Genomic DNA, 21648 nt, shown 5'->3' with positions numbered 1-21648 from the left:
AATGAGCAAGGTAGAAGATTTCTTAAGCAAAAAGGAAGAAGAAGAGATTGTTGAAGCTATTAGAACCGCCGAGGGTCACACTTCCGGGGAGATAAGAGTTCATCTTGAAAAATCATGCGGAGAGAAAGATATCTTTGAGCGGGCCATGGAGGTCTTTCACCAACTGAAAATGGATAACACCAAAGAGGAAAACGGAGTGCTTATCTATGTAGCCGTGGAGGACCATAAATTTGTTATCTATGGAGACCGTGGAATAAACGATGTGGTTCCCCCTGATTTTTGGGAAAGCACCAAAGATGCCATTGTAAATCAGTTTAAAGAAGGAAAGTTCAAACAAGGTTTGGTAGACGGGATCCTTAAAGCCGGAAAACAGCTGGAAGAACACTTCCCCTGGTCGCCCGACAACACTAACGAACTCTCCAATACCATTTCAAAAGAATAAATGCTACAAGCCCAATTCAAGTCTATATTCACTTTACTTTTTTCACTGGCCCTGGTATTCTCCGGGTATGGTCAAAGGGACATTCCCCCAAGACCTTCGATGCAAACCAGTGTTTATGATGAAGCCGATGTTTTAAGCAGCGCGGAAGAACAAAATCTTGAGCAAAAGCTTATAAATTACGCAGATACCACTTCTACCCAGATCGTGGTAGTTACTATTGAATCTTTACAGGGAGAATATGAAGGCACCTATGCCGCTCACTGGGCTGAGGAATGGGGAATAGGACAATCAAAAGAAGATAACGGGCTTTTGATCTTAATGGCTGAAAACGACAGAAAGATCTGGATCACCACCGGCTATGGCCTGGAGGAATACCTCACTGATGCCAGGACCAAACAAATTATTGAGCAGATCATCCTTCCTGAATTCAGGCAGAATAATTATTACGGTGGTCTTGATAAAGGAACCACAGCGATCTTCCAGGTGCTGGAAGGTACTTTTCAGGGCGCACCTGAAACCAAAGGGAAATCTGAAGGCATCCCTATACAGTTACTCATCCTCGGAATTATCTTTTTAGTCATTATAGTTTCGTTAAGCAACAAAAATAAAGGCGGCCGCAATGGTGGTCGAAGAAGTACCGGAGGCACGCTACTGGATGCAATTATCTTAAGCTCCCTTGGACGCGGCTCTTTTGGAGGCGGCAGTTCAGGCGGTGGCTTTGGAGGCGGCGGCGGTGGCTTCGGGGGAGGTTTTGGCGGCGGTGGCTTTGGCGGTGGTGGTGCCGGGGGAAGCTGGTAGGCGTCACATCAGTTGACAACATTCTTAAACCATCGTCATAACGAAAATATTATTTTTCTTCCTCCTGCTCCTCAGGCTTTTTTGTTTCTGATTTATTCTCTTGTTCAACCTGGAGCTCATATCCCGCCTCTAAATTATCTTTTACGTACAATTCATTAATAATTACAACGAGTGCAGCAAGAATTGGTGTTGCCAGTATTAAACCGAGAATACCGGTAAGAATCCCCAGCAATACCATCCAGAAAAGTGTAAGTGCCGGTGGAAGATGTACCATTTTCTTCTCAATCAGGGGAGTTATCAGGTAACTTTCTACTATTTGTATACCAAAATACAGGATGAGTACATAAATAAACATATTTCCCCCCTCCATTAACGCAATCAAAACAGCAGGAGCAAGAGCTAAATAAGGGCCAATATTCGGAATAAAAGAAAAAAGAGCAGCAATTAAAGCTAATGCATAAGGAAGGGGCATTCCCAGAATTTCCAATCCGATAGCTGTTAAAATACCTACAACCAACATAGAAATGAGTTTGGCCATCATCCACAAACTTAATGTAGATTGGACTTTATTCATGACTTCCCGCAGGCGTGGACGAAAATCTACCGAAAAAAGGCGAACAAACCCTTGTGTGTAAATATGTGGAGTGGATGCAAGAAAGATCCCTGTAATAATTATTATAAAAAAATTAGCTATTGCACCAATAGTTGACGAGAAAGAACCCACTATTCTTGAAAAAATTTCTTCCCTGTTATTCATTAATTCGTCCATTTCAGTAGGAAGTTCATCAAATAATTCCTTCCCCACCTTGGTACCGGTGATCTCTTCCTTTAAGTTGTTAAGGGATTTAGGCAAGGTATCGGACATTTCCCGCACCTGGGAAGCTATGGAAGGCCCGATTAGAATTATCATTAGATAAAGAATACCTACGGAAAACAGAATAACCAGTAGCAAAGCTAGCCAATATTTCATCCCGGTATTTCTTACAATCCAGCTGGAACTATAATTCAACAATACAGAAAGAAATATTCCGGCGAATACAAGCAGAAAATAATTAGGATGAAATACTAACAGCGCAAAGCTGGAAATCATCAATAGAGTTATAAAAATGCCGGTGGTAATTTTTTTGTTGAATTTCTCCATAGAAACTAAAGATATCAAATTCCTGGAATGAAAAAGATTTATTTCCTTCAAAAGACTGTTAGTATATCTTTTGAAAGAAACACCACACCTACCTGGAAAAATCGACCTATCTCCTACGGCCTCTCCCCTGTGGCCCGCCGCCGCCACCAAATTTATCCAGTTTATAGGTAAAACTCAGCATGGCATAACGCCTTAAAATAAGATTGCTGGTATCCTGAATAAAGTCATCCCCAATGGTTCGGCGGGTATCAATATTTTGGTTGAGCATATCGTATACCTTTATCTTTATGGTAGCATCGTCATCAAGAAACTGGTAACCAAGACTGGTATTCCACAGTAAAGAAGTATTATCAAAACCTGGAGTAGCAATTCCGAAATAATTGTAAGAAATATCATTTCCAAAAACCACGTTCTCGGGCCAATAGGTAGTTACTTCCAATCCAATACGATGATTAAAGAAATCTTCATTTCTGGCCGGATTAATGTCGTAGGTGGTATTATTATAAGTTAACTGATAACCAGGATTAATATCAAAGAGTTCATCTATAGCATAAGTAAATCGAAGGTTTGATGAAACGCTGTAACGCTCTGCATTATATTTTACAGTATTGGTAAAACCAACATTTTTATTGTAAGATGCATTTACTCCACCCCCAATACGGAATTCCCTTTTATCGTTTTTGATCTGTTTATTAAGGAATACCCGGGCATTAGCGCTCATTACACCGTCAACATTGGTGTAAGTGGTAGTTCTAACAAAATCTTCTATAGTGGTATAGGGCACCACGGTATTATCGGTAAAGTTTACATTCAAAGAACTAAAAATCCCACTCCTGGTAGAAAAGTCGAAATTTCGGTAATTAAGTCTAAAACTTTGCCGGTAAGCCGGATCCAGCTCTGGATTTCCAATTCGGATATTCAAAGGATTTGTTCGGTCTATAACCGGTTGCAATTGATTAATGGAAGGAATATCTACATTCGTATCATAACTAAACGTAATACTTTTTGATCTTTCCACCTCATAACGAACCCTGGCTCTCATGAAGAGATTATTGTAGGTATTATCAAAGGCTGCATCTTCAAGGAAATTCTCATTTTCAAGGCTGGTATGCAAAAGCCCAAAATCGGTATTGATCCTCCAGATATCACCTTCATAATTTAAACCAACATTAGGAATATGCCTGAGGCTGGTTACCTGAAAATCGTTACTTAATATTTCATTTAACCGGTTGTAATCATCATTGCCATTTTCGGCTTCATAGACATATCTTTTATTCGTAGAATTTGAATATTCCATATCGTAAGAAACATCCAGAAAAAACTGATCGGCAAGCACACTGCGTTTACTTACTTCAAAAGAATAACTATCTTCCTTTTCGTCTTCATCTATATACTGATCCTGAATTTCAGTGATTTCCTCCCCATCTTCAGCAAATAAGCTTTCTGAATAGAAAATGTTATCATTTCGTTGCCTGTTGTGGTCATTGGAAAATTCAAGTTGTAAATAAGCACCCCTGCTTCCAAAACGTTTTATGAAATCTAAATCGTTATTAAAACTCTGGCGTTCCAAATCTTCATTATTGAATACTTCAGTGTTATTGATAAGATTTCCGTTCTCATCCAGTGATTCTTCAACTCTGTTGCGTGTTGATTTCCCGAAATTGGCGTTATATCGTGGCCGGATTGAGAGGCGAGTAAGGCTATCAAACTCGACTTCGAAGTTAACATTTGCCCGGTGGCTGTCGTTAAGGAGGTTGCTTCTATCTTCAGAATTTGAATAATACAGGGAGTCAGGTAAAATGTTTTCCCTTGAAACCAGGGTCCTTCTTTCCGTATCGTTTCTTCCAAAGAAATAATCGCCGCTTAATCTTATTCTATCTTCCCATTTATTTACAAAATTTCCACCTCCGGTTTCTGCCTTGGTAATTCCTCCTGCGCCGCCTCCAAATACAGCTCTTCCGGCGCTACGACCCATCATCCCAAAAACCTCATCATAACTAAATCCGGAACTGTTTATATTGTTTGAACTCCCAAGGGCACTAATTCGAAGGTCATCTCTAAAATAGTTAGCAATGGCACTCATTTCATAGCGGTCATCTGTACCACCACCTACCGTAGCTCTTGCAAAATATCCCTGGTTTTTATCTTCTTTTATAGTGATGTTTACGGTTTTATTTTCGGGATCTCCGGGTTTCCCGGTAAATTCCTCAGATCTTGTTTTAGTATCGGTTACCTGAATTTTATCTATGATATCCTTCGGAAGATTTTTTGTGGCGATACGGTGATCGTCTCCAAAGAATTCTTCCCCGTTCACCATCACTCTTGAGACCGGTTTCCCGTTTACAGTGATATCTCCGTTAGAATCTATCTCAACCCCCGGAAGCCTTTTCATGAGCTCTTCAAGATTCGCATTTGGTTGGGTAGAAAATGAGTCAGCATTAAACTCGAGGGTATCTTTCTTTACCGAAATAGGAGCGCTTGTTCCCTGCACAAGAATTTCATCGAGGGTATTATCCTGCATTTTCATGGTGATATCCCCAAGTTCCAGGCTTTTCTCAATTTCCAGGCTGCGGTTATAGGTTTGAAATCCCGCATAGGAAATCCGGAAATTCACTTTTTTAGCTTCAGTGGTTCCTGATAGGTGAAATTTCCCGTCTCTTTCCGAAATAGAATAAGTTACCAGGCTACTATCTGAAGCCTTTTCAACATAAACAGTGGCCGATTCGAGCGGATTCCCATCGGGATCCAACACTTTGCCTGTGATTTCAAAATTTTGTGCAGTTAAGGTCCCGGCTAAAAACAAAAAGGCCAGGGAAAGGAAAATTCGCATTAAGGGTGGTCGTTAAAATTGATAAATGAATTGAGGCAATTACATGCACTCTCTAACAATGTTGGTTGTTAGACTCCTCAAATGTTACAAAGTTTAACCTGTCTTATTTTTTCCTAAAATACACGGCTACAGGAACCCCGTTGAAATCAAAGTTTTCCCGCAGTTTGTTTTCAACGAACCTTCGGTAAGGTTCCCGGACATACTGGGGCAGATTACAGAAAAAGGCGAACTGTGGTTGTGGGGTGGGCAATTGCGTACAGAATTTAATCTTCACATACTTCCCTTTATAGGCCGGCGGTGGAGTGTGTTCCAGAATAGGCAGCATCACATCGTTAAGCTCGCGGGTCTTTATTTTTTTACTTCTATTCTCAAAAACCTTCACTGCGGTTTCAATAGCCTTAAAAATTCGCTGCTTGGTAAGTACAGAGATGAAAACGATAGGCACATCGGTAAAAGGTTCGATCTCCCTTCTAATCTCAGCCTCAAAATTCTTCATGGTATTGGTTTCTTTATCTTCTACCAGGTCCCATTTATTTACCAGGATCACGATCCCCTTTCGGTTTCTTTCAGCAAGCCAGAAAATATTCTGAACCTGGCCATCGAAGCCTCGGGTAGCATCGAGAACGATCAAACAAACATCGCTATTTTCGATGGCACGTACAGAGCGCATCACCGAATAGAATTCAAGATTTTCTTTAACCTTTGATTTTCGGCGAATTCCGGCGGTATCTACCAGGTTGAATTCAAATCCGAACCGGTTATATTTGGTGTCCATGGAATCGCGGGTAGTCCCGGCGATATCGGTAACGATATACCGATCTTCCCCAATAAGGGCATTGATAAAAGAAGACTTTCCGGCGTTAGGACGGCCCACCACTGCAAAACGTGGAAGTTCAGATTCTTCTTCAGCTTCCTGTTCCGGCAGCGCTTCTATAACGGCATCCAGAAGATCTCCTGTGCCACTGCCATTGGTACTGGCAATTGGAAAATATTCGCCAAGTCCAAGGGAATAGAATTCCACAGCGTTTTCCAGTCGTTTATTGTTATCCACCTTGTTAACTGCAAGAAATATGGGTTTTTCAACTTTTCTGAGAAGGGTGGCAACGTCTTCATCCATGGGAGTTACTCCGGTTTCAACGTCTACCATAAAGATAATGGCATCGGCTTCATCAATGGCCAGTTCTACCTGCTTATCGATCTCGGCCTCAAAAACATCGTCGCTACCTTTTATATATCCACCGGTATCAATAAGGGAAAAAGTCCGACCATTCCAGTCAGATTTTCCATAATTACGGTCCCGGGTCACCCCGCTAACCGAGTCAACGATAGCCTCACGACGTTGAATGAGACGGTTGAAAAAGGTTGATTTCCCTACATTTGGCCTTCCCACGATAGCAACAATACTGCCCATAACTTTTTCTTTTATTAAAATGCAAAATTAGTGTAAAAAATCGGGTTTAGCCGAAAAGTCTAATCCGCATATTTTTAAGTCTGAAAAAGGTCCAATACGAGGCCTTCAATTTATCTAATCATTATAACCGAAGCGCTTAAGTTGTCTTTGGTCGCTACGCCAGTTTTTGTTCACTTTCACGTATAGCTCAAGATGCACTTGTTTTCCGAAGAATTTCTCAAGGTCTTTTCTCGCCTCCACGCCTACTCTTTTCAAAGCCGCACCTTTATGGCCAATGATAATTCCTTTTTGAGTATCGCGTTCAACCATTATCACGCTGCGCATTCTGATGATCTTTTCTTCCTCGAAAAATTCCTGGGTATCGATCTCAACAGAATATGGAATTTCTTTTTTATAATGCATCAGGATCTTCTCGCGGATGATCTCATTTACAAAAAAGCGTTCGGGTTTATCGGTAAGGGTGTCTTTTGGATAAAATGGCGGAGCTTCGGGTAAGAGCTCAACAATACGGTTGAAGACTTCAGCTACATTAAAACCTTCAAGGGCAGAGATTGGGAATATTTCAGCATTGGGTACTTTTTCGGTCCATAAAGCTACCTGGGATTCCAGTTCCTCCTGATTGGATTTATCGATCTTATTAAGTAGCAATAAAACAGGGATTTTAGCCTGGATAATCTGGTCGAAAAAAGCTTCATCTTTAAGTTCCTGCTCACCAATTTCTACCATATATATCAAAACATCGGCATCTTCAAAGGCCGATTTCACAAAACTCATCATCGATTCCTGAAGCTGGTAGGCGGGTTTTATAATCCCCGGAGTATCGCTAAGGATCATCTGGAAATCATCTCCATTAACGATTCCAAGAATTCGATGCCGCGTGGTTTGTGCCTTGGAGGTGATTATGGATAGTTTCTCACCCACAAAAGCGTTCATCAAAGTTGATTTTCCCACGTTGGGATTTCCTATAATATTTACAAAACCTGCCTTATGTGCCATCTTCAAAAGTATTTATTCTGCAAAAATAGCAAGACTTGTGGCAAATGCAGTCCTAGAAATGACTTTAAATTTTTAAAATATCCTGAAAATCAGTTAAATTTAAGTTATTGAAGTTCAGGATATTCCAAATTTTAAGCTTTATCCCAGGTCTATCAAATTTGAAAATCGTTTTTTAAAAGTTTATCGAATTCACAATTTAACCCGCTACAAATTAAGAGAATAACAAAAAATGGAAGATAATTGGACTTGAGCTTTTGGCTTAAGAATAATTGATTAATTTTGCCGGCTCTTATGAAACACGGAAGAAACATACAATCATCCTTGATTACTCCGCCCTAAACAGGCCTATGCACTCCCGTTTGCCTTTATTCCGCGATAAAATTTCGCCAATCACCATATACTAAATTTTTATTCTGATGAAAAAGATTTTCAACCTTTTTGATTTTTCACAAAAAGTAGATTACAAAACAGAAGTCCTGGCCGGATTAACCGTTGCCCTGGCCTTAATTCCTGAAGCGGTAGCCTTCGCGCTTATCGCCGGATTATCGCCACTAACCGGTTTATATGCGGCCTTTGTTATGGGCCTAATCACCTCGATTTTTGGAGGGCGTCCCGGGATGATTTCCGGAGCAACGGGTGCGGTAGCAGTTGTTATTGTAGCATTGGCTATATCTCACGGACCCGAATATGTTTTTGCCACGGTAGTTCTGGCAGGATTGATCCAGGTGCTTGCAGGAGTACTACGCCTGGGAAAACTCATCAGACTGGTACCGCATTCGGTTATTTTCGGATTCGTTAATGGACTGGCCATTATAATTTTCATGTCTCAGCTTGACCAGTTTAAAACTCCAAATGCGGCAGGCGAACTGGAATGGATGACCGGCACGCCCCTTTACACTTATCTTGGACTCGTACTAACCGCTATTTTAATCATCTGGCTATTACCAAAATTAACCAAGGTGGTTCCGGCCACATTAGTAGCTATCCTTGTAGTATTTGGGATAGTTGCTTCTTTGGGTATAGACACCAGGACCGTTGGAGATATCGCCTCAATTAAAGGTGGATTTCCACCCTTTCATATCCCAATGGTACCCTTCAACCTGGACACTATCATGCTGATCTTCCCTTACGCCGCGATCATGGCGGGAGTAGGCTTGATAGAGAGTCTGCTTACGCTTAATATTATAGATGAGATCACCGAAACTCGTGGAAGCGGTAACAAGGAATGTGTAGCCCAGGGCGGTGCCAATATTCTATCCGGTTTCTTTTCCGGAATGGGAGGTTGTGCCATGTTAGGGCAGAGTCTTATTAACGTATCCTCAGGAGCACGAGCCCGATTGTCGGGAATTGTTGCTGCAGTGAGTTTGCTTATCTTTATCATGTTTGGTTCAAGTGTGATTGAACTTCTACCTATGGCGGCCCTTACCGGACTTATGATCATGGTTGCCGTTGGTACATTTGAGTGGGCCAGTTTAAGAACCTTCAGAAGAATGCCTAAATCTGATATTTTAGTTATGGTGCTTGTTACCGGAGTAACTGTGGTGCTTCATAACCTCGCTCTTGCGGTACTAATTGGCGTAATTATTTCAGCGCTTGTTTTTGCCTGGGATAACGCCAAACGAATTAGAGCCAGAAAAAGAGTAGACGAAGAAGGTGTTAAACATTACGAGATCTACGGACCTCTCTTCTTCGGATCTGTTCAGGCATTTAATGATAAATTTGATGTTTTAAATGACCCTGAAGAAGTCGTGATAGACTTTTCTGAAAGCCGTATCGTAGATATGAGTGGAATTGAAGCGGTTAACAAACTAACTGAAAGATACCACAAACAAGGAAAGAAACTTCATTTAAGACATTTAAGCAGTGACTGCAGGGCACTCTTAAATAAAGCCGATGCCATCATTGAAGTTAACATCCTGGAAGATCCAACCTATAAAGTTGTAGTAGATAAGGTTTAAGTTTAGTAAATTTATAGGGCAACTATAAAATTCTAAGAATATGTCTGTTATTGATGAGGGAGACCTGGAATTCGAGAACATTATTTCAGTAGAGAATAAGACCTTAAGAATAAATCTAAACAAAAACATATACGGCACCTTTGCCGAAATTGGCGCTGGCCAGGAAACGGTGAGAAATTTTTTCCGGGCCGGGAATGCCTCCGGTACCATTGCCAAAACCATAAGTGCTTATGATAAGGATTTCAGTGATGCGATATATGGTTTAGAATCAACAGGAAGATATGTAAGTGAAGTCCGCTTAAAAAGCATGATTGATTATGAAAGCAAGCTGATTGAAGAGCGAATATCCAGGGAAAAACATCCAGACAAATTATTTTTCAGCTATGCCAATACCGTAGCGACAATAGACTGGGCCAAAAAATACAAAGGACACGGCTGGTTGGGCATAAGATTTCAAACCAAACCCAGGGAGGAATACAGCAATATTATCCTGCACGTCCAGTTTCATGAAAATAGCGCAGTTCACCAGCAAATAAGTCTGGGAATTCTTGGAGTTAATCTTATTTACGGAGCCTTTTATCAGTTTGACGATCCTAAAAAATTGCTTAAACATCTTCTGGATCACCTGGATACCGATAAAATTGAGATTGATAGCATAAATTTTACAGGGCCTGTTTTCAAGGAGGTAGACAACCGCCTGATGAGTCTTCAATTGGTTAAAAACGGAATCACAGAAGCCGTAATGTTCAACACCGAAGGAAATAATATCCTTCCTGCCAATGTCCTGTACAAGAAGAATATCCTAACACTTCGCGGAAGTTTCCGACCGGTGACTAATGTGAATATGAATATGTACGAGAATTCTCTGGATTTGTTTAAAAAAGAAAAGAGGGTTGACCCTGAGAAAACAGTAGTGATTTTCGAGATAACGCTATCCAACCTGAAGTCTGAAGGGGAAATAGACGAAAAAGATTTCCTGGACCGTGCTGACCTGCTCTGCGGCCTTGGCCATAACGTGATGATCTCAAATTTTCAGGAATATTATAAAGTAGTAGAATATTTCTCCCAGCACACCAAGGAACAGATGGGGCTGGCGATGGGTGTTAACACGCTGATAGACATTTTCGATGAAAAATACTATCGGCATTTAAGTGGTGGAATTCTGGAAGCTTTCGGAAAACTGTTCTTCAAGAACCTGAAGATCTATCTATATCCGCTTAAAAATCCGGAGACCGGGGAAATTACTACCAGCAAAAACCTGAAGGTTCACCCACGGATTAAGGAACTCTATAAATTCTTTTTAGATAATAACAGGGTGGTAGACATAACAGATTATGAACCTAAAGTATTAGACATTCATTCCCGACAGGTACATCAAATGATAGTAGAAGACCAGGAAGGATGGGAAAAGATGATCCCCGAAAAAACCGCCAAAATGATCAAGGAAAAAAACCTGTTCAGGGAAGAGAAATCCTAAATCTAATTTAAAATCCCGGCTAGCTGCCGGGATTTTTTTGTCATCCTATTCTACCGCGGTAAAAGCCTTTATCGCTGCATTGGGTTCAATAATATTATAACCATCCCAGAAAGCCGAATTATAGGTTTTAAAGGTTTCAAAGTCAAAAGAATCAGAAGTTTTTAAAGTTTCAAAGTCTTTACCCGTCAAAAAACTATCTTCATAAACCACCAACTGATATTTTTTTAAGGATCCAACATTAATTTTTATATCGAGATCAAGTTCATTTTGTTTCCTCCTGCCTTTTACGAATTTATTCTTTTCTATAACTTTCAGAGGTCGTTCGATACCCACACTTTCACCTTGCTCGAGCTCCAGATATTTGGTTTGATATTTCCCACTCTCATTCTTAGAAAAGATCATTTTCCCGCGAAAAACATCTTCCAGCGTACTTATTCCAAAAAGACGGAATTTCTTCAAGGGTTTCACATTTTCATAATCGATCCTGTAAACTCCAAAATCTTCAGTGTTCACAAACATTTTTCCTCTAAAATCGGCGTTGCGTTTGGGTGAAAAGGAAATTACATAAACCACGGCATCCTCAATCTGGGAATATCCGTCTACCCTGAAATTATATTTCCTGGATTTTTCGAATATATCAAGCTGGATATCCTCTTTCCAGAACATATTTTGATGCAGGGTTTTTATTTTTGAAGTCGCAAAAGTTCCCAGACTCTTTTGTTTCTGAAGCTTTTCTTTCTTCAGTTCCTCCGGAGTTTTTTCAGCATCAGGCTTTTCCTCCTGCATATCTTCAGCAAACTCATCGGCATCAACCTTCACCCCTACTATACCCGATTTGATCTTTAGGAAAGAATTGCTCTTTATATTCTCCTGAAAAATTTGCTCTAGTTTTCCGTTTAACTCCTTAAGATCTGCTAGGTTTTGCGGGTTGTGAAGATCAGCGGCTTTGATCAACTGAATTTTCTGTGAATCGTAGTTCCCGTAAAAGTCACCCAACATTTCTTTATAAGAATCGCTTTGCCTGGGAATACTTGCGGTGACTTTATTCATCAGCTCCTGGTTGAGCTCGGGAATTGTGCTTTCTTCAACCTTGAGATCAAATCTTCTGACATTGCTAAGCTGTGACTCCCTGAAAAAAAATCTTTTTTGAGAATAACCGAGATCGTAATTTTTACTGATATTTTCCTTTATTCTATCCAGGATCTCATCAACCGACAGGTTTTTGTTACTAAGAAAAACATTATCGAGTTCTATACTCTGTGGCTTCATAAAAATGAGAGAATCCCTGAAATTCAGCGCTGAAATCTCCATAGGCTCGTAACCCAGAGAAGAGATCTTAATCAAATCATCTTCCTTCAAGTTGGCGCAAAAACCAAATTTCCCTTCATCGTTGGTGATCACCCCTTTATTCGCGGCGTATTGAATCGTGGCAAAAGGAATGGCTTCCCGGGTTTTCTCATCCAGTAGTCGGGCAGCATATTCCTGCGCGATGGTTGGAGAAATCGCAACAAATAAGAAAAAGAAGAAAAATGATACTGAGCGCATTAGGTTTTCTTTAGAAGACGGAATTAAAGAGGAAATGTTACACCCATGGCGTTTGATTTCAAAATTAACTTGCGCAATTCACGCAGAACAGGCTTTCTGGTCTTATCATAATTCGGCCAATAGGGATAGGATTCTTACATTTCACACAGATACCAAATTCTTTGCTCCCGGCTTTATCCAGAACCCTCTTCAAATCCGTAAGTTTTTGTTCGGTCTGTCGAAGGGCAGCTTCATTCACGCTTTTATTATTAATGGCATCCATTCTGGACACGCGACCAATAGCATTTTCCGGGGAAATAGGCTTGGTAAGGTCCCTGTATTTGATAACCTGGTCTTCGGTCCTGGCGATCTCTTCCTTTATTTTTTCAATTATTTCTGTATTATCCATTCCTGAAAATTTTCAGCATAAATATCGGGATTTACTTATTAATTCTGATGGAAAACCATAAACAAAAAAAGGCTGCCCGAAAACCAGGCAGCCTTAACATAATTTTATTTAGATGACTTAATCCCTGTATATAGACTGTGGCCAGACATCATTAGAAAAGTTAACGTCTGGTAATAATTTTTCAGGATCTAGTTCCACGCTTTTCACGTTTTTATCGGTTCTGTGAAGGTAATTCCAGGAATCACCACGCTGCCAGATCTCCACTGGAAGCTTAAGGGTTTCGGAAGAATCATCCTCATAGGTTATTTCCATCACCACCGGCATTGGGATCTCCCCACGGTTCTCCAGGCTCACCACGTAATTGCCCTGAAATTCCTGAACTCCGGTTACGGCAATGTCTATATTTCCGGTTCCGTAGAACCAGCCTTTAAAGAACCAGGAAAGGTTTTCACCGGTAACATTTTCCATATGATTAAAAAAATCGGCCGGTTGGGGATGTTTGTAAGCCCAGGATTCTATGTATGATTTAAAAGCATTATCAAAACGCTCTTCTCCAATAATATATTCCCGAAGCAGTAACAAACCTATGGCCGGTTTGTAATAAGCCGTCATTCCAAGATTTCTAAGGTTGGTAACATCAGGATAAGTATCTATACCTTCCCTTTCTTCGCTGGTGAACCAACCGATCATGTTTCTGGTTTGGTTAAGTCTGGAAGGATATTCCCCGTCATTAAACTCCAGGCTACTGTAATGATTGATAAAAGTATTAAAACCTTCGTCCATCCAGGCATAGCGTCTCTCGTTGGATCCAACGATCATGGGGAACCAGTTGTGTCCAAATTCATGATCGGTTACACCCCATAGCGATGCACCTTCGCTTTTATAGCTACAAAAATTCAGGCCGGGATATTCCATCCCGCCGATATCTGCGGCAACATTTACAGCACCGCCATAAGGGTAATCAAACCACTTTTCAGAATAATGCTCTACCGAAGCTTTAGAATATTCGGTAGAACGGCCCCAGGCGTCTTCTCCATCACTTTCTTTAGGGTAAGCCGATTGTGCCAGTGCAGTTTTTCCGTCTGCCAGATTGATCCTTGCTGCATCCCAGATAAAGGCTTTAGACGAACCAAAAGCTACATCACGAGCGTTCTCCATCTTATAGTGCCAGGTAAGCGTGCCTTCCTGTTTTGCTCTTAAAGACATATCGGTAACCTCTTCAGGTTTTATAAGGTAAACGGTAGTATCACTTTTTGCTGCCTGATCCCATCTTTCCTTTACTTTACCTGAAAGCACCTGTCGCGGGTTCTGCAAAGTTCCTGATCCAACCACAATATGGCTGGCAGGGGCGGTTATTTTATAATCGTAATCCCCATAGTCCAGATAAAACTCTCCGGCGCCAAGGTAAGGTTCTATATTCCAGCCTTCAACATCATCCAGGACGGCAGCACGCGGAAACCACTGCGCCAGGGCATATATGGTCCCGTCTTCTACATCCAGGCGGCCCATACGATCCATCCCTTCAACGGGAATTTTATATGTAAAGTCCATCGAAACTGTTGCTTTCCCTCCTTTTGCCGGGATTGGTTTATCAAAGAAAACCTGCATTCTGGTATCGTTGATAAGATATTCATTAGAACTACTTCTCTTCACCCTGGCTTCAAGATTAGAAATAGTATAGCCTCCTTCGATATCGCCATCATACCGATTTCCCTGGATTGGAGTGGTTAAAGTACCACGGGAATCTTCGGTGAAACGATTCTGCTCAAGATGCATCCAGATAAAATCCAGAGCTTCGGGGCTGTTATTGGTGTAGGTAAGGGTGATTTTACCGGTGATAGTATGTTCCTGGTCATCAAGGGTAGCTTCAATATCATAATCGGCTTCATTTTGCCAGTAATCGGGACCGGGTTTTCCGGTAGCCGAGCGGTATTTATTCCCGCTTCGGTCCATAAATTCGTCAAAATCGGCCTGGTTGTTTTCCACAACCTCCTGTGCCGTCACAGTCACACCGAACATTCCGGCGACCGCAAAAGACAACATCAGTCTTGAAAATATCTTCATTCTTTTTAGTTTAGTTTTTAATTCACGCTAATTTAATGAATGCCTTAAAATATCCAATTTTAACCGAAGAAAAGACTTTTGGGCTCAAGTAGAAAATTCGGGCTTCATTCCCCGGTCATACATTACAATGCTACCTGCTACCGAAACATTCAGGCTGAGTTTAGATTTGAATTTCACCAGGTGATGAGCTTTCTCAATGGCCTGATTGGAAAGTCCGTGGTCTTCGGCACCAAGAAGATAAACACAGCGGCGTGGATGCTTAAAACTCTCGAGTGGCACGGCTGTTTCGGTTAATTCTACACCTACCAGCATCGCAGCTTTAGGCAAATGCGCATAAAAATCTTTAAAATTTTCATAGTGAAAATAGGGCATAGCTCCTACTGCTTTATGCGTGTCGCAAGCTTGTTTTTCGTAGCGGTTTCCTATTGTGAAAATAAAACTTGCACCCATATTCTGGGCAGATCGCCAAAGCACGCCAAGATTTTCCGGGGTCTTGCCATTTTGAATACCTATCCCAAAAAAACCCTGTTCCAGATTATCTGTTTCCATAAAGCTGTAAAATTTGTGTGTTCAGAGGATAGGCAAAATAACAATGCCTGAACCGAAAATTCAAAAATGATTTAAATCATTTAAAAAATACTATTCACGTCTTAACTTTATCTATGTTCACCGATTGGTTTAATATAAAAATTCAAACTTATGAAACGTGTTCTAATACCCACCGACTTTTCTGATTGTGCCAATCATGCTTCCAATATTGGTTTAGAGCTTGCCAAAAAGCTTAATTCTGAAGTTAGCTTTTTGCATCTTATAAATACTCCGGTAGACTGGAGTAAGCTTTCCCTTGAAAAAGAAACACTTTACCCTGAAACCAAGACAGCTATTGGCGATGCCAAGGACGCTTTGCTAAAGCTTGAACGCCGGGCTGAAAAGCTTGGGGTTGAAGCAAATTCTCTACTTTTATTCAACCAGGGAGTTGAAGAGATCCAGAATTATATCAGCAAGGAAAAATACTGCCTTGTGGTAATGGGAACTCACGGCGAGAAAGGAATGGGAAAATTTATGGGCAGCAATACCCAGCGGGTTTTAAAACACTCCCCTGTTCCCGTCTTATCGGTTAAGCAAACAGACCGTCCTGCTCCCCTGAAAAAGATTGGTATTGCTTCCGATTTCCAGGAAGATTCCAAAGAGAGTTTCCTGGATATCCTGGAACTGATAAAAAAGTTTGGTTTGGAAATAGACGTGGTTTACGTAAATACTCCATACACCTTTATGGAAAGCAACCAGATAGAACAAGCAATGGATGCATTCCTGAGTCAGGAAACCGATGTGAATGAAAAACGCTTTGTTTACAATGCTAAAAACGAAGAACGCGGCATCGGGATGTATATCACCTCAGAAAACCCCGATATGCTCGCTACCGTCACCCATCAACATTCAAATTTAGGGAAAATATTCAGTCCCGGAGTTACAGAAAATATAATCAATCACTTTGATCTCCCTGTACTGAGTATCAATCTTAAAAAGTGAGATTAAACAAAAATTAAAGGTTTTTCCTTATTTACTCTTTCAGTTATTTTATTGAAACTTCGGGTTTCCCCAGGTATCAGGCTTCCTATTTTGATTTTGAAAAGTTTTACCAATTAAAATTCAATATTATGAAGTCTATTCTCCACAGCTTTCTCCTATTATCTGTCAGTTTAATGATTGGTTCCTTTGTGAGCTGCAAGGAAGCTGAAGCAAAAAAAGATTACCAACCTGCCCCTGAAAAAGATACAATAAGCCAGAAAGATCTTGTTAAACGCGGGAAATACCTGGTTAACACTATTGGCTGCCAGGATTGCCATAGCCCAAAAAGAATGGGTGAGCGCGGACCGGAGTATATAAAAGAGCTCTCTTTTTCCGGATACCAGGCGAAAAATGAATTACCGCCAATAAGCCAGGACGCGTTGGATAAAGGCTGGATGCTTATTTCTCCTGATCTTACTGCCGCGGTTGGCCCCTGGGGTGTATCCTTTGCTGCAAACCTCACTTCTGATGACACCGGAATAGGAAATTGGAGTTTTGAGCAGTTCAAACGTTCTCTAACCGAAGGTAAGCTTAAGGGTCTGCCCAACGGGCGGATGTTATTACCGCCAATGCCCTGGGAAAATTTCAAAAATCTTGAGGAAGAAGATCTACGGGCTATGTATGAATATTTCCTGAGCACAGAGCCGGTGAATAATCCGGTACCGCCACCAATTCCTCCTCAAAAATTAACCAGCCTATAAAGGTGAGAAATCATCCATAACAGCCATTAAAAATCCCTGTACCGACTACGGCACTGGGATTTAATTCATTCTCAAAAGCAGGTACAAAGAATTGTTTTTCGCAAATTAACAAGAGTTTAACTTGCGTATATGATAGGTTTACTATTATTTTTGCCCAAATTTCTATTATGAAAAGTTTTTTTTCTAACATTTCCATTCAGGTAAATCCCCATTCCTACCTGAAAAACCCGGAATCCAGTGCTTTAGGAAAGCGGATTATTGCCGGAAGCATTGAAATGATTGAGGAGATTGGCTTTGAAAATTTCACCTTTCAAAAGCTGGCAAGGTCTATCAACTCTACCGAGGCATCAGTTTACCGGTATTTTGAAAGCAAACACAAGCTGTTGCAGTACTTAACCATTTGGTATTGGGGTTGGTTGGAGTATCATTTTATTTTTAAAACAGCCAATATAGATTCACCTGAAGAAAAACTTAAAAGAGCCATTATTCTGCTAACAAAACCCATTGATGAGGACAGTAGTTTTTTTCATATCAATGAAATTAAGCTTCAGAATATTATAATTTCAGAATCCTCAAAGGTATATTTAACCAAAGAAGTGGACCAACAAAATAAAGCTGGTGTATTTGCAGGATACAAAAAGCTGGTAAACCGGGTGAGCGATATTATCCTGGAAATCAACCCAAGGTATAAATATCCTCATATGCTGGTTTCAACTATTATTGAAGGAGCACACAACCAACGCTTCTTTGCGGACCACCTGCCGGGATTAACCGATATAGTTAAGGGAGAAGATGCAATCACCCAATTTTATAAGGAAATGATCTTCCGCACTATTCACGAATAAAAGATGAGCAAAGACGAGATGACAAATACCGAAAAGCCAAGCCCATTAAAAAGACTCTTCAGGTTATTAAAACCGGATCAGCAGGAAATTATTAACATCTATATCTATTCTATTTTTAATGGACTAGTTTATTTATCGGTGCCATTAGGAATTCAGGCAATTGTGAATCTTATCATAGGTGGAGAGATCACAACTTCATGGATATTACTGATTATTTTCGTTGTACTGGGAGTGGCGGCTACGGGAATTTTACGCCTTTTTCAATTCAGAATTACTGAAAACCTGCAACAAAAAATATTTACAAGAGCAGCTTTCGAATTTTCATATCGCCTGCCCAGGGTAAGAATGGAATCTCTTTATAAACATTATGTCCCGGAATTAATGAACCGTTTTTTTGATGTTATGACGGTGCAAAAGGGACTGCCAAAATTACTTATCGACTTTTCTGTAGCTGTTTTGCAAGTGTTATTCGGCCTAATCCTTCTATCACTCTACCATCCTTTATTTATCGTTTTTAGTGTACTTCTGGTGTTTTTGCTTTACGTAATTTTTCATTTTACTGTAAAGAAGGGACTTACCACGAGTTTAGAGGAATCCAAATACAAGTATAAAGTTGCTCACTGGCTGGAAGAAGTGGGCCGTAACAATATCTCTTTTAAACTTGCGGGAGACACAGCACTACCCCTGGAACGGACGAATAGCCATGTAAGTTCTTATTTAAAATCCAGGGAGAGCCATTTTAAACTCCTGATGCAGCAATATTCCTACATGGTAGTTTTTAAAGTTATTGTAGCTGCAAGTTTGTTAATCCTGGGAGGAATCCTGGTCATGAATCAAACTATAAATATAGGACAGTTCGTTGCAGCCGAGATCATCATTCTTTTGGTAATGGAATCGGTTGAAAAACTAATCGTTAGTCTCGAAACAATTTATGACGTAATCACCGGGCTCGAGAAGATCGGAGAAGTGACCGATCTTGAACTGGAAAGGACAGAAGGTATAAATCTAAAAGATGAAATGAATACCCCGGGAATGAAGGTAAAAACTGAAGGTCTTAGCTTCAAATATCCTGGAAGCGAAAGAAATATCCTTGAGAGCATCTCCCTGGCGGTTAAAAGGAAGGAAAAATTTCTGATCACAGGTAAAAACAATTCAGGAAAATCAACTTTACTGAAGCTTATTGCAGGACTATATGATGTAAAGAAAGGGGTGGTTTCCTACAATGGAATTTCCCTTAATAATTTAAATATCAACGATATGAGATCGGTGATTGGAGAATGTTTTGCCCAGGGAACCTTATTTGAAGGCACAGTTCTGGAAAATATCACCATGGGAAGAAAAGATATCCCCTTTGAAAATGTAAAATGGGCGGTTAATCATCTAAAGTTAAAAAGTTTTATAAGAAACCTGCCAAAAGGCTATGATACCTTTGTAGAACCCCAGGGATATAAATCTTCCCGGAGTATAATCACCAAGATTTTAATCGCCAGAAGTATTGTGAGCAAGCCAAATTTATTGCTCATTGAAGATATTCTTGACAATCTCGATCGCCAGGAACGGTTTAAGATCATGGATTTCCTTACTTCTGAAGAACAGGACTGGACTCTGATAGCCGTTTCTTCCGAAGCACATTTTGCTAAACGCTGTGATCGTATTGCCATATTTTCCAAAGGAAGAATTACCAAAACCGGCACCTATGAGGAACTGAAATTATCAGAAGAATTTAAAAACGAGGAAGATGCTTAATATTTCATCAAATAAAATAACCGATAAGGTTAATCAGACTTCCTACACAAGCCTTGAAAAGGTGGAAAGCCGGAAATCGGGAAAATGGCTAAAAAGGCTCATTGGAATTTTCTTCCTGCTAATGTTTATAAGCATGTTTCTTCCCTGGACCCAGAATATAAGAAGCAAGGGACAGGTAACAGCACTCCAGCCAGAGCACCGGCCGCAAAGTATTGAATCTATTATTGCCGGTAGAATTGAAGACTGGTTTGTAATGGAGGGCGACTATGTTGAAAAAGGAGACACCATAATGTTCGTTTCAGAAATAAAAGACGATTATTTCGATCCTGATCTTTTAGAAAGAACCCGGGCGCAACTTAACTCCAAAGAACTGGCTGTTGGGTCTTACAGAGAAAAAGTAAATGCCCTTGACAACAGGATTGCAGCTCTACTGGAAACCAATCAGCTGAAATTACAACAGGCAAGAAATAAGGCCCGGCAGTCAAGGCTGAAGGTTGAAAGTGATAGCATGGACTATCAGGCGGCTATTATAAATTATGAAATTGCTGAAGAACAATATGAGCGAATTCTCGGTCTGTACGAAGAAGGCTTAAAATCCCTTACTGACCTTGAAAACCGGAGACTTAGCATGCGAAAGGAGCAGGCTGAAATGATTTCGGCTCAGAACAAGCTGCTCACGAGTCAGAATGAGGTGATTAACGCCGAGGTAGAACTGAGTTCTATCCAGGCGCAGTATCGCGATGCTGTTGCCAAAGCACAATCAGATAAATTTACCACGCTAAGCGGTCTATATGAATCGGAGGCTGAGATCACCAAACTGGAGAACCAATACACTAACTATTCGGTTAGGCAGGGAATGTATTATATCACCGCTCCTACCAACGGTTATATTACCCAGGCTATCCAGTCTGGGATTGGAGAAACTTTAAAAGAAGGCGATCAAATTGTGAGCATTATGCCAGCCGATTATGAACTGGCAGTAGAAATGTACGTGCGCCCAATTGACCTACCACTCCTTCAAAAAGGTCAGGATGTGCGTATTCAGTTTGATGGGTGGCCTGCAATAGTTTTCTCAGGCTGGCCCGAGCAAAGTTACGGTACCTATGGCGGGGAGATCTTTGCTATAGACAGATTCATCACTAAAAACGGCAGGTATAGAGTTTTGGTAGCTCCCGATCCTGAGCAACCAAAATGGCCTGAAGCCTTAAGATTAGGTGCAGGAACTTCAAACATGGTGCTACTTAAAGATGTGCCTGTGTGGTATGAGCTGTGGAGAAATATCAACGGCTTTCCACCCGATTTTTATTCTCCTGAAGAAGAAGGAATTAATACAGAAAAGAAGTAAACAAGACACTTCTGCTAATCAAGAACATGAAGATGAACTTTTTAAAAAATATATTCCTGTTTATGCTAATATTCTCCCAGGCTGTTCCAATCCGGGCACAGGAATTTGGGACTGAAAAGATTCTGACTTTTGAGGAATATATCGATCTGGTAAAGGCAAATCATCCTGTAGCCCGGCAGGCAGAAAATCAATTGGAGATTGGCGATGCTGATGTTCAGGAGGCAAGAGGAGCCTTTGATCCCAAGATCTTCAATAATACCAAACAGAAGAATTTTAAAGGTACCGAATATTACAGCATCATTGAAAGCGGATTAAAGATCCCAACCTGGTTTGGAATAGAACTGCAGGGTGGTTACGACCTCAACGAAGGTGCTTATCTCAACCCACAGAAT

At 40.6% G+C, this 21648-nt stretch carries 17 protein-coding genes and 1 pseudogene; 10 read left to right on the top strand and 8 right to left on the bottom strand.

The genetic code is table 11. The features are described 5' to 3' along the window. Window position 1 precedes the first annotated feature (1 nt). Complete coding sequence (locus ACESK1_RS04330; RefSeq protein WP_372918278.1) at window positions 2–442, top strand: TPM domain-containing protein; 441 nt, start codon at window positions 2–4, stop codon at window positions 440–442. Continuing rightward, entirely contained in the window at window positions 443–1240 is a 798-nt protein-coding gene (locus ACESK1_RS04325; RefSeq protein ID WP_372918276.1) for a YgcG family protein, read from the top strand. Between the two features lie 49 nt (window positions 1241–1289). On the opposite strand, the gene ACESK1_RS04320 is transcribed toward ACESK1_RS04325, so the two are convergent. The 4 genes from ACESK1_RS04320 to era all read right to left on the bottom strand — a co-directional run bounded on the left by ACESK1_RS04320 (window position 1290) and on the right by era (window position 7618). Next, window positions 1290–2330 (bottom strand): AI-2E family transporter, encoded by a 1041-nt coding sequence (locus tag ACESK1_RS04320; protein ID WP_372918316.1) that lies wholly within the window; start codon window positions 2328–2330, stop codon window positions 1290–1292. 157 nt (window positions 2331–2487) lie between these two features. Continuing rightward, window positions 2488–5211: an outer membrane beta-barrel protein gene (locus ACESK1_RS04315; RefSeq protein WP_372918274.1), complete on the bottom strand. Its 2724-nt coding sequence runs from the start codon at window positions 5209–5211 to the stop codon at window positions 2488–2490. A gap of 103 nt (window positions 5212–5314) precedes the next feature. Continuing rightward, window positions 5315–6622 carry a ribosome biogenesis GTPase Der gene (gene der / locus ACESK1_RS04310; protein ID WP_372918271.1) on the bottom strand — a complete coding sequence of 436 codons (1308 nt, stop codon included), beginning with the start codon at window positions 6620–6622 and terminating at the stop codon, window positions 5315–5317. Between the two features lie 114 nt (window positions 6623–6736). Continuing rightward, window positions 6737–7618: a GTPase Era gene (gene era / locus ACESK1_RS04305; protein WP_372918269.1), complete on the bottom strand. Its 882-nt coding sequence runs from the start codon at window positions 7616–7618 to the stop codon at window positions 6737–6739. 416 nt (window positions 7619–8034) lie between these two features. On the opposite strand from era, the gene ACESK1_RS04300 reads away from it, so the two are divergent. Beyond that, window positions 8035–9576, top strand: a complete 1542-nt coding sequence (locus ACESK1_RS04300; protein ID WP_372918267.1) for a SulP family inorganic anion transporter — start codon at window positions 8035–8037, stop codon at window positions 9574–9576. A gap of 40 nt (window positions 9577–9616) precedes the next feature. Beyond that, a complete protein-coding gene (locus tag ACESK1_RS04295; RefSeq protein WP_372918265.1) occupies window positions 9617–11053 on the top strand; it encodes a TonB-dependent receptor in 1437 nt (478 codons plus the stop codon). 45 nt (window positions 11054–11098) lie between these two features. Here ACESK1_RS04295 and ACESK1_RS04290 read toward each other — a convergent pair whose 3' ends face one another. The 4 genes from ACESK1_RS04290 to ACESK1_RS04275 all read right to left on the bottom strand — a co-directional run bounded on the left by ACESK1_RS04290 (window position 11099) and on the right by ACESK1_RS04275 (window position 15599). Next, window positions 11099–12598 (bottom strand): carboxypeptidase-like regulatory domain-containing protein, encoded by a 1500-nt coding sequence (locus ACESK1_RS04290; RefSeq protein ID WP_372918263.1) that lies wholly within the window; start codon window positions 12596–12598, stop codon window positions 11099–11101. 64 nt (window positions 12599–12662) lie between these two features. Then, the gene (locus tag ACESK1_RS04285; protein ID WP_372918261.1) at window positions 12663–12986 is read right to left on the bottom strand and encodes a TraR/DksA family transcriptional regulator; all 324 of its coding nucleotides are present in this window, start codon (window positions 12984–12986) and stop codon (window positions 12663–12665) included. 117 nt (window positions 12987–13103) lie between these two features. Then, a complete protein-coding gene (locus ACESK1_RS04280) occupies window positions 13104–15050 on the bottom strand; it encodes a M1 family metallopeptidase (RefSeq protein WP_372918259.1) in 1947 nt (648 codons plus the stop codon). 84 nt (window positions 15051–15134) lie between these two features. Continuing rightward, complete coding sequence (locus tag ACESK1_RS04275) at window positions 15135–15599, bottom strand: RNA methyltransferase (RefSeq protein ID WP_372918257.1); 465 nt, start codon at window positions 15597–15599, stop codon at window positions 15135–15137. Window positions 15600–15749: 150 nt separating this feature from the next. Here ACESK1_RS04275 and ACESK1_RS04270 point away from each other — a divergent pair, with 150 nt between their 5' ends. The 6 genes and pseudogenes from ACESK1_RS04270 to ACESK1_RS04245 form a co-directional block, all read left to right on the top strand. Beyond that, window positions 15750–16580 (top strand): universal stress protein, encoded by an 831-nt coding sequence (locus ACESK1_RS04270; protein WP_372918255.1) that lies wholly within the window; start codon window positions 15750–15752, stop codon window positions 16578–16580. A gap of 128 nt (window positions 16581–16708) precedes the next feature. Next, window positions 16709–17320 (top strand): diheme cytochrome c-553, encoded by a 612-nt coding sequence (locus ACESK1_RS04265; protein ID WP_372918253.1) that lies wholly within the window; start codon window positions 16709–16711, stop codon window positions 17318–17320. 167 nt (window positions 17321–17487) lie between these two features. After that, window positions 17488–18165 carry a TetR/AcrR family transcriptional regulator gene (locus ACESK1_RS04260; RefSeq protein WP_372918251.1) on the top strand — a complete coding sequence of 226 codons (678 nt, stop codon included), beginning with the start codon at window positions 17488–17490 and terminating at the stop codon, window positions 18163–18165. A gap of 3 nt (window positions 18166–18168) precedes the next feature. After that, on the top strand, window positions 18169–19911 hold the full coding sequence (locus tag ACESK1_RS04255; RefSeq protein ID WP_372918249.1) for a peptidase domain-containing ABC transporter: 1743 nt from the start codon (window positions 18169–18171) through the stop codon (window positions 19909–19911). Continuing rightward, the gene (locus ACESK1_RS04250) at window positions 19904–21256 is read left to right on the top strand and encodes an HlyD family secretion protein (protein WP_372918247.1); all 1353 of its coding nucleotides are present in this window, start codon (window positions 19904–19906) and stop codon (window positions 21254–21256) included. Before ACESK1_RS04255 ends, ACESK1_RS04250 begins: the two co-directional genes overlap by 8 nt. 32 nt (window positions 21257–21288) lie before the next feature. Then, window positions 21289–21648, top strand: a pseudogene (locus tag ACESK1_RS04245) (transporter); the annotation flags it as partial.

This window comes from Salegentibacter sp., from assembly GCF_041642575.1.
In the GTDB taxonomy this organism is placed as follows: Bacteria; Bacteroidota; Bacteroidia; order Flavobacteriales; family Flavobacteriaceae; genus Salegentibacter.
The sequence above is the reverse complement of the archived record's forward strand: the minus strand, read 5'-3'. Positions and strand labels throughout refer to the sequence as shown.

Coding starts and splice junctions, on each gene's coding strand:
- ACESK1_RS04330 (WP_372918278.1), top strand. CDS start 2: ATGAGCAAGGTAGAAGATTTCTTAAGCAAAAAGGAAGAAGAAGAGATT.
- ACESK1_RS04325 (WP_372918276.1), top strand. CDS start 443: ATGCTACAAGCCCAATTCAAGTCTATATTCACTTTACTTTTTTCACTG.
- ACESK1_RS04320 (WP_372918316.1), bottom strand. CDS start 2,330: ATGATTTCCAGCTTTGCGCTGTTAGTATTTCATCCTAATTATTTTCTG.
- ACESK1_RS04315 (WP_372918274.1), bottom strand. CDS start 5,211: ATGCGAATTTTCCTTTCCCTGGCCTTTTTGTTTTTAGCCGGGACCTTA.
- der (WP_372918271.1), bottom strand. CDS start 6,622: ATGGGCAGTATTGTTGCTATCGTGGGAAGGCCAAATGTAGGGAAATCA.
- era (WP_372918269.1), bottom strand. CDS start 7,618: ATGGCACATAAGGCAGGTTTTGTAAATATTATAGGAAATCCCAACGTG.
- ACESK1_RS04300 (WP_372918267.1), top strand. CDS start 8,035: ATGAAAAAGATTTTCAACCTTTTTGATTTTTCACAAAAAGTAGATTAC.
- ACESK1_RS04295 (WP_372918265.1), top strand. CDS start 9,617: ATGTCTGTTATTGATGAGGGAGACCTGGAATTCGAGAACATTATTTCA.
- ACESK1_RS04290 (WP_372918263.1), bottom strand. CDS start 12,598: ATGCGCTCAGTATCATTTTTCTTCTTTTTCTTATTTGTTGCGATTTCT.
- ACESK1_RS04285 (WP_372918261.1), bottom strand. CDS start 12,986: ATGGATAATACAGAAATAATTGAAAAAATAAAGGAAGAGATCGCCAGG.
- ACESK1_RS04280 (WP_372918259.1), bottom strand. CDS start 15,050: ATGAAGATATTTTCAAGACTGATGTTGTCTTTTGCGGTCGCCGGAATG.
- ACESK1_RS04275 (WP_372918257.1), bottom strand. CDS start 15,599: ATGGAAACAGATAATCTGGAACAGGGTTTTTTTGGGATAGGTATTCAA.
- ACESK1_RS04270 (WP_372918255.1), top strand. CDS start 15,750: ATGAAACGTGTTCTAATACCCACCGACTTTTCTGATTGTGCCAATCAT.
- ACESK1_RS04265 (WP_372918253.1), top strand. CDS start 16,709: ATGAAGTCTATTCTCCACAGCTTTCTCCTATTATCTGTCAGTTTAATG.
- ACESK1_RS04260 (WP_372918251.1), top strand. CDS start 17,488: ATGAAAAGTTTTTTTTCTAACATTTCCATTCAGGTAAATCCCCATTCC.
- ACESK1_RS04255 (WP_372918249.1), top strand. CDS start 18,169: ATGAGCAAAGACGAGATGACAAATACCGAAAAGCCAAGCCCATTAAAA.
- ACESK1_RS04250 (WP_372918247.1), top strand. CDS start 19,904: ATGCTTAATATTTCATCAAATAAAATAACCGATAAGGTTAATCAGACT.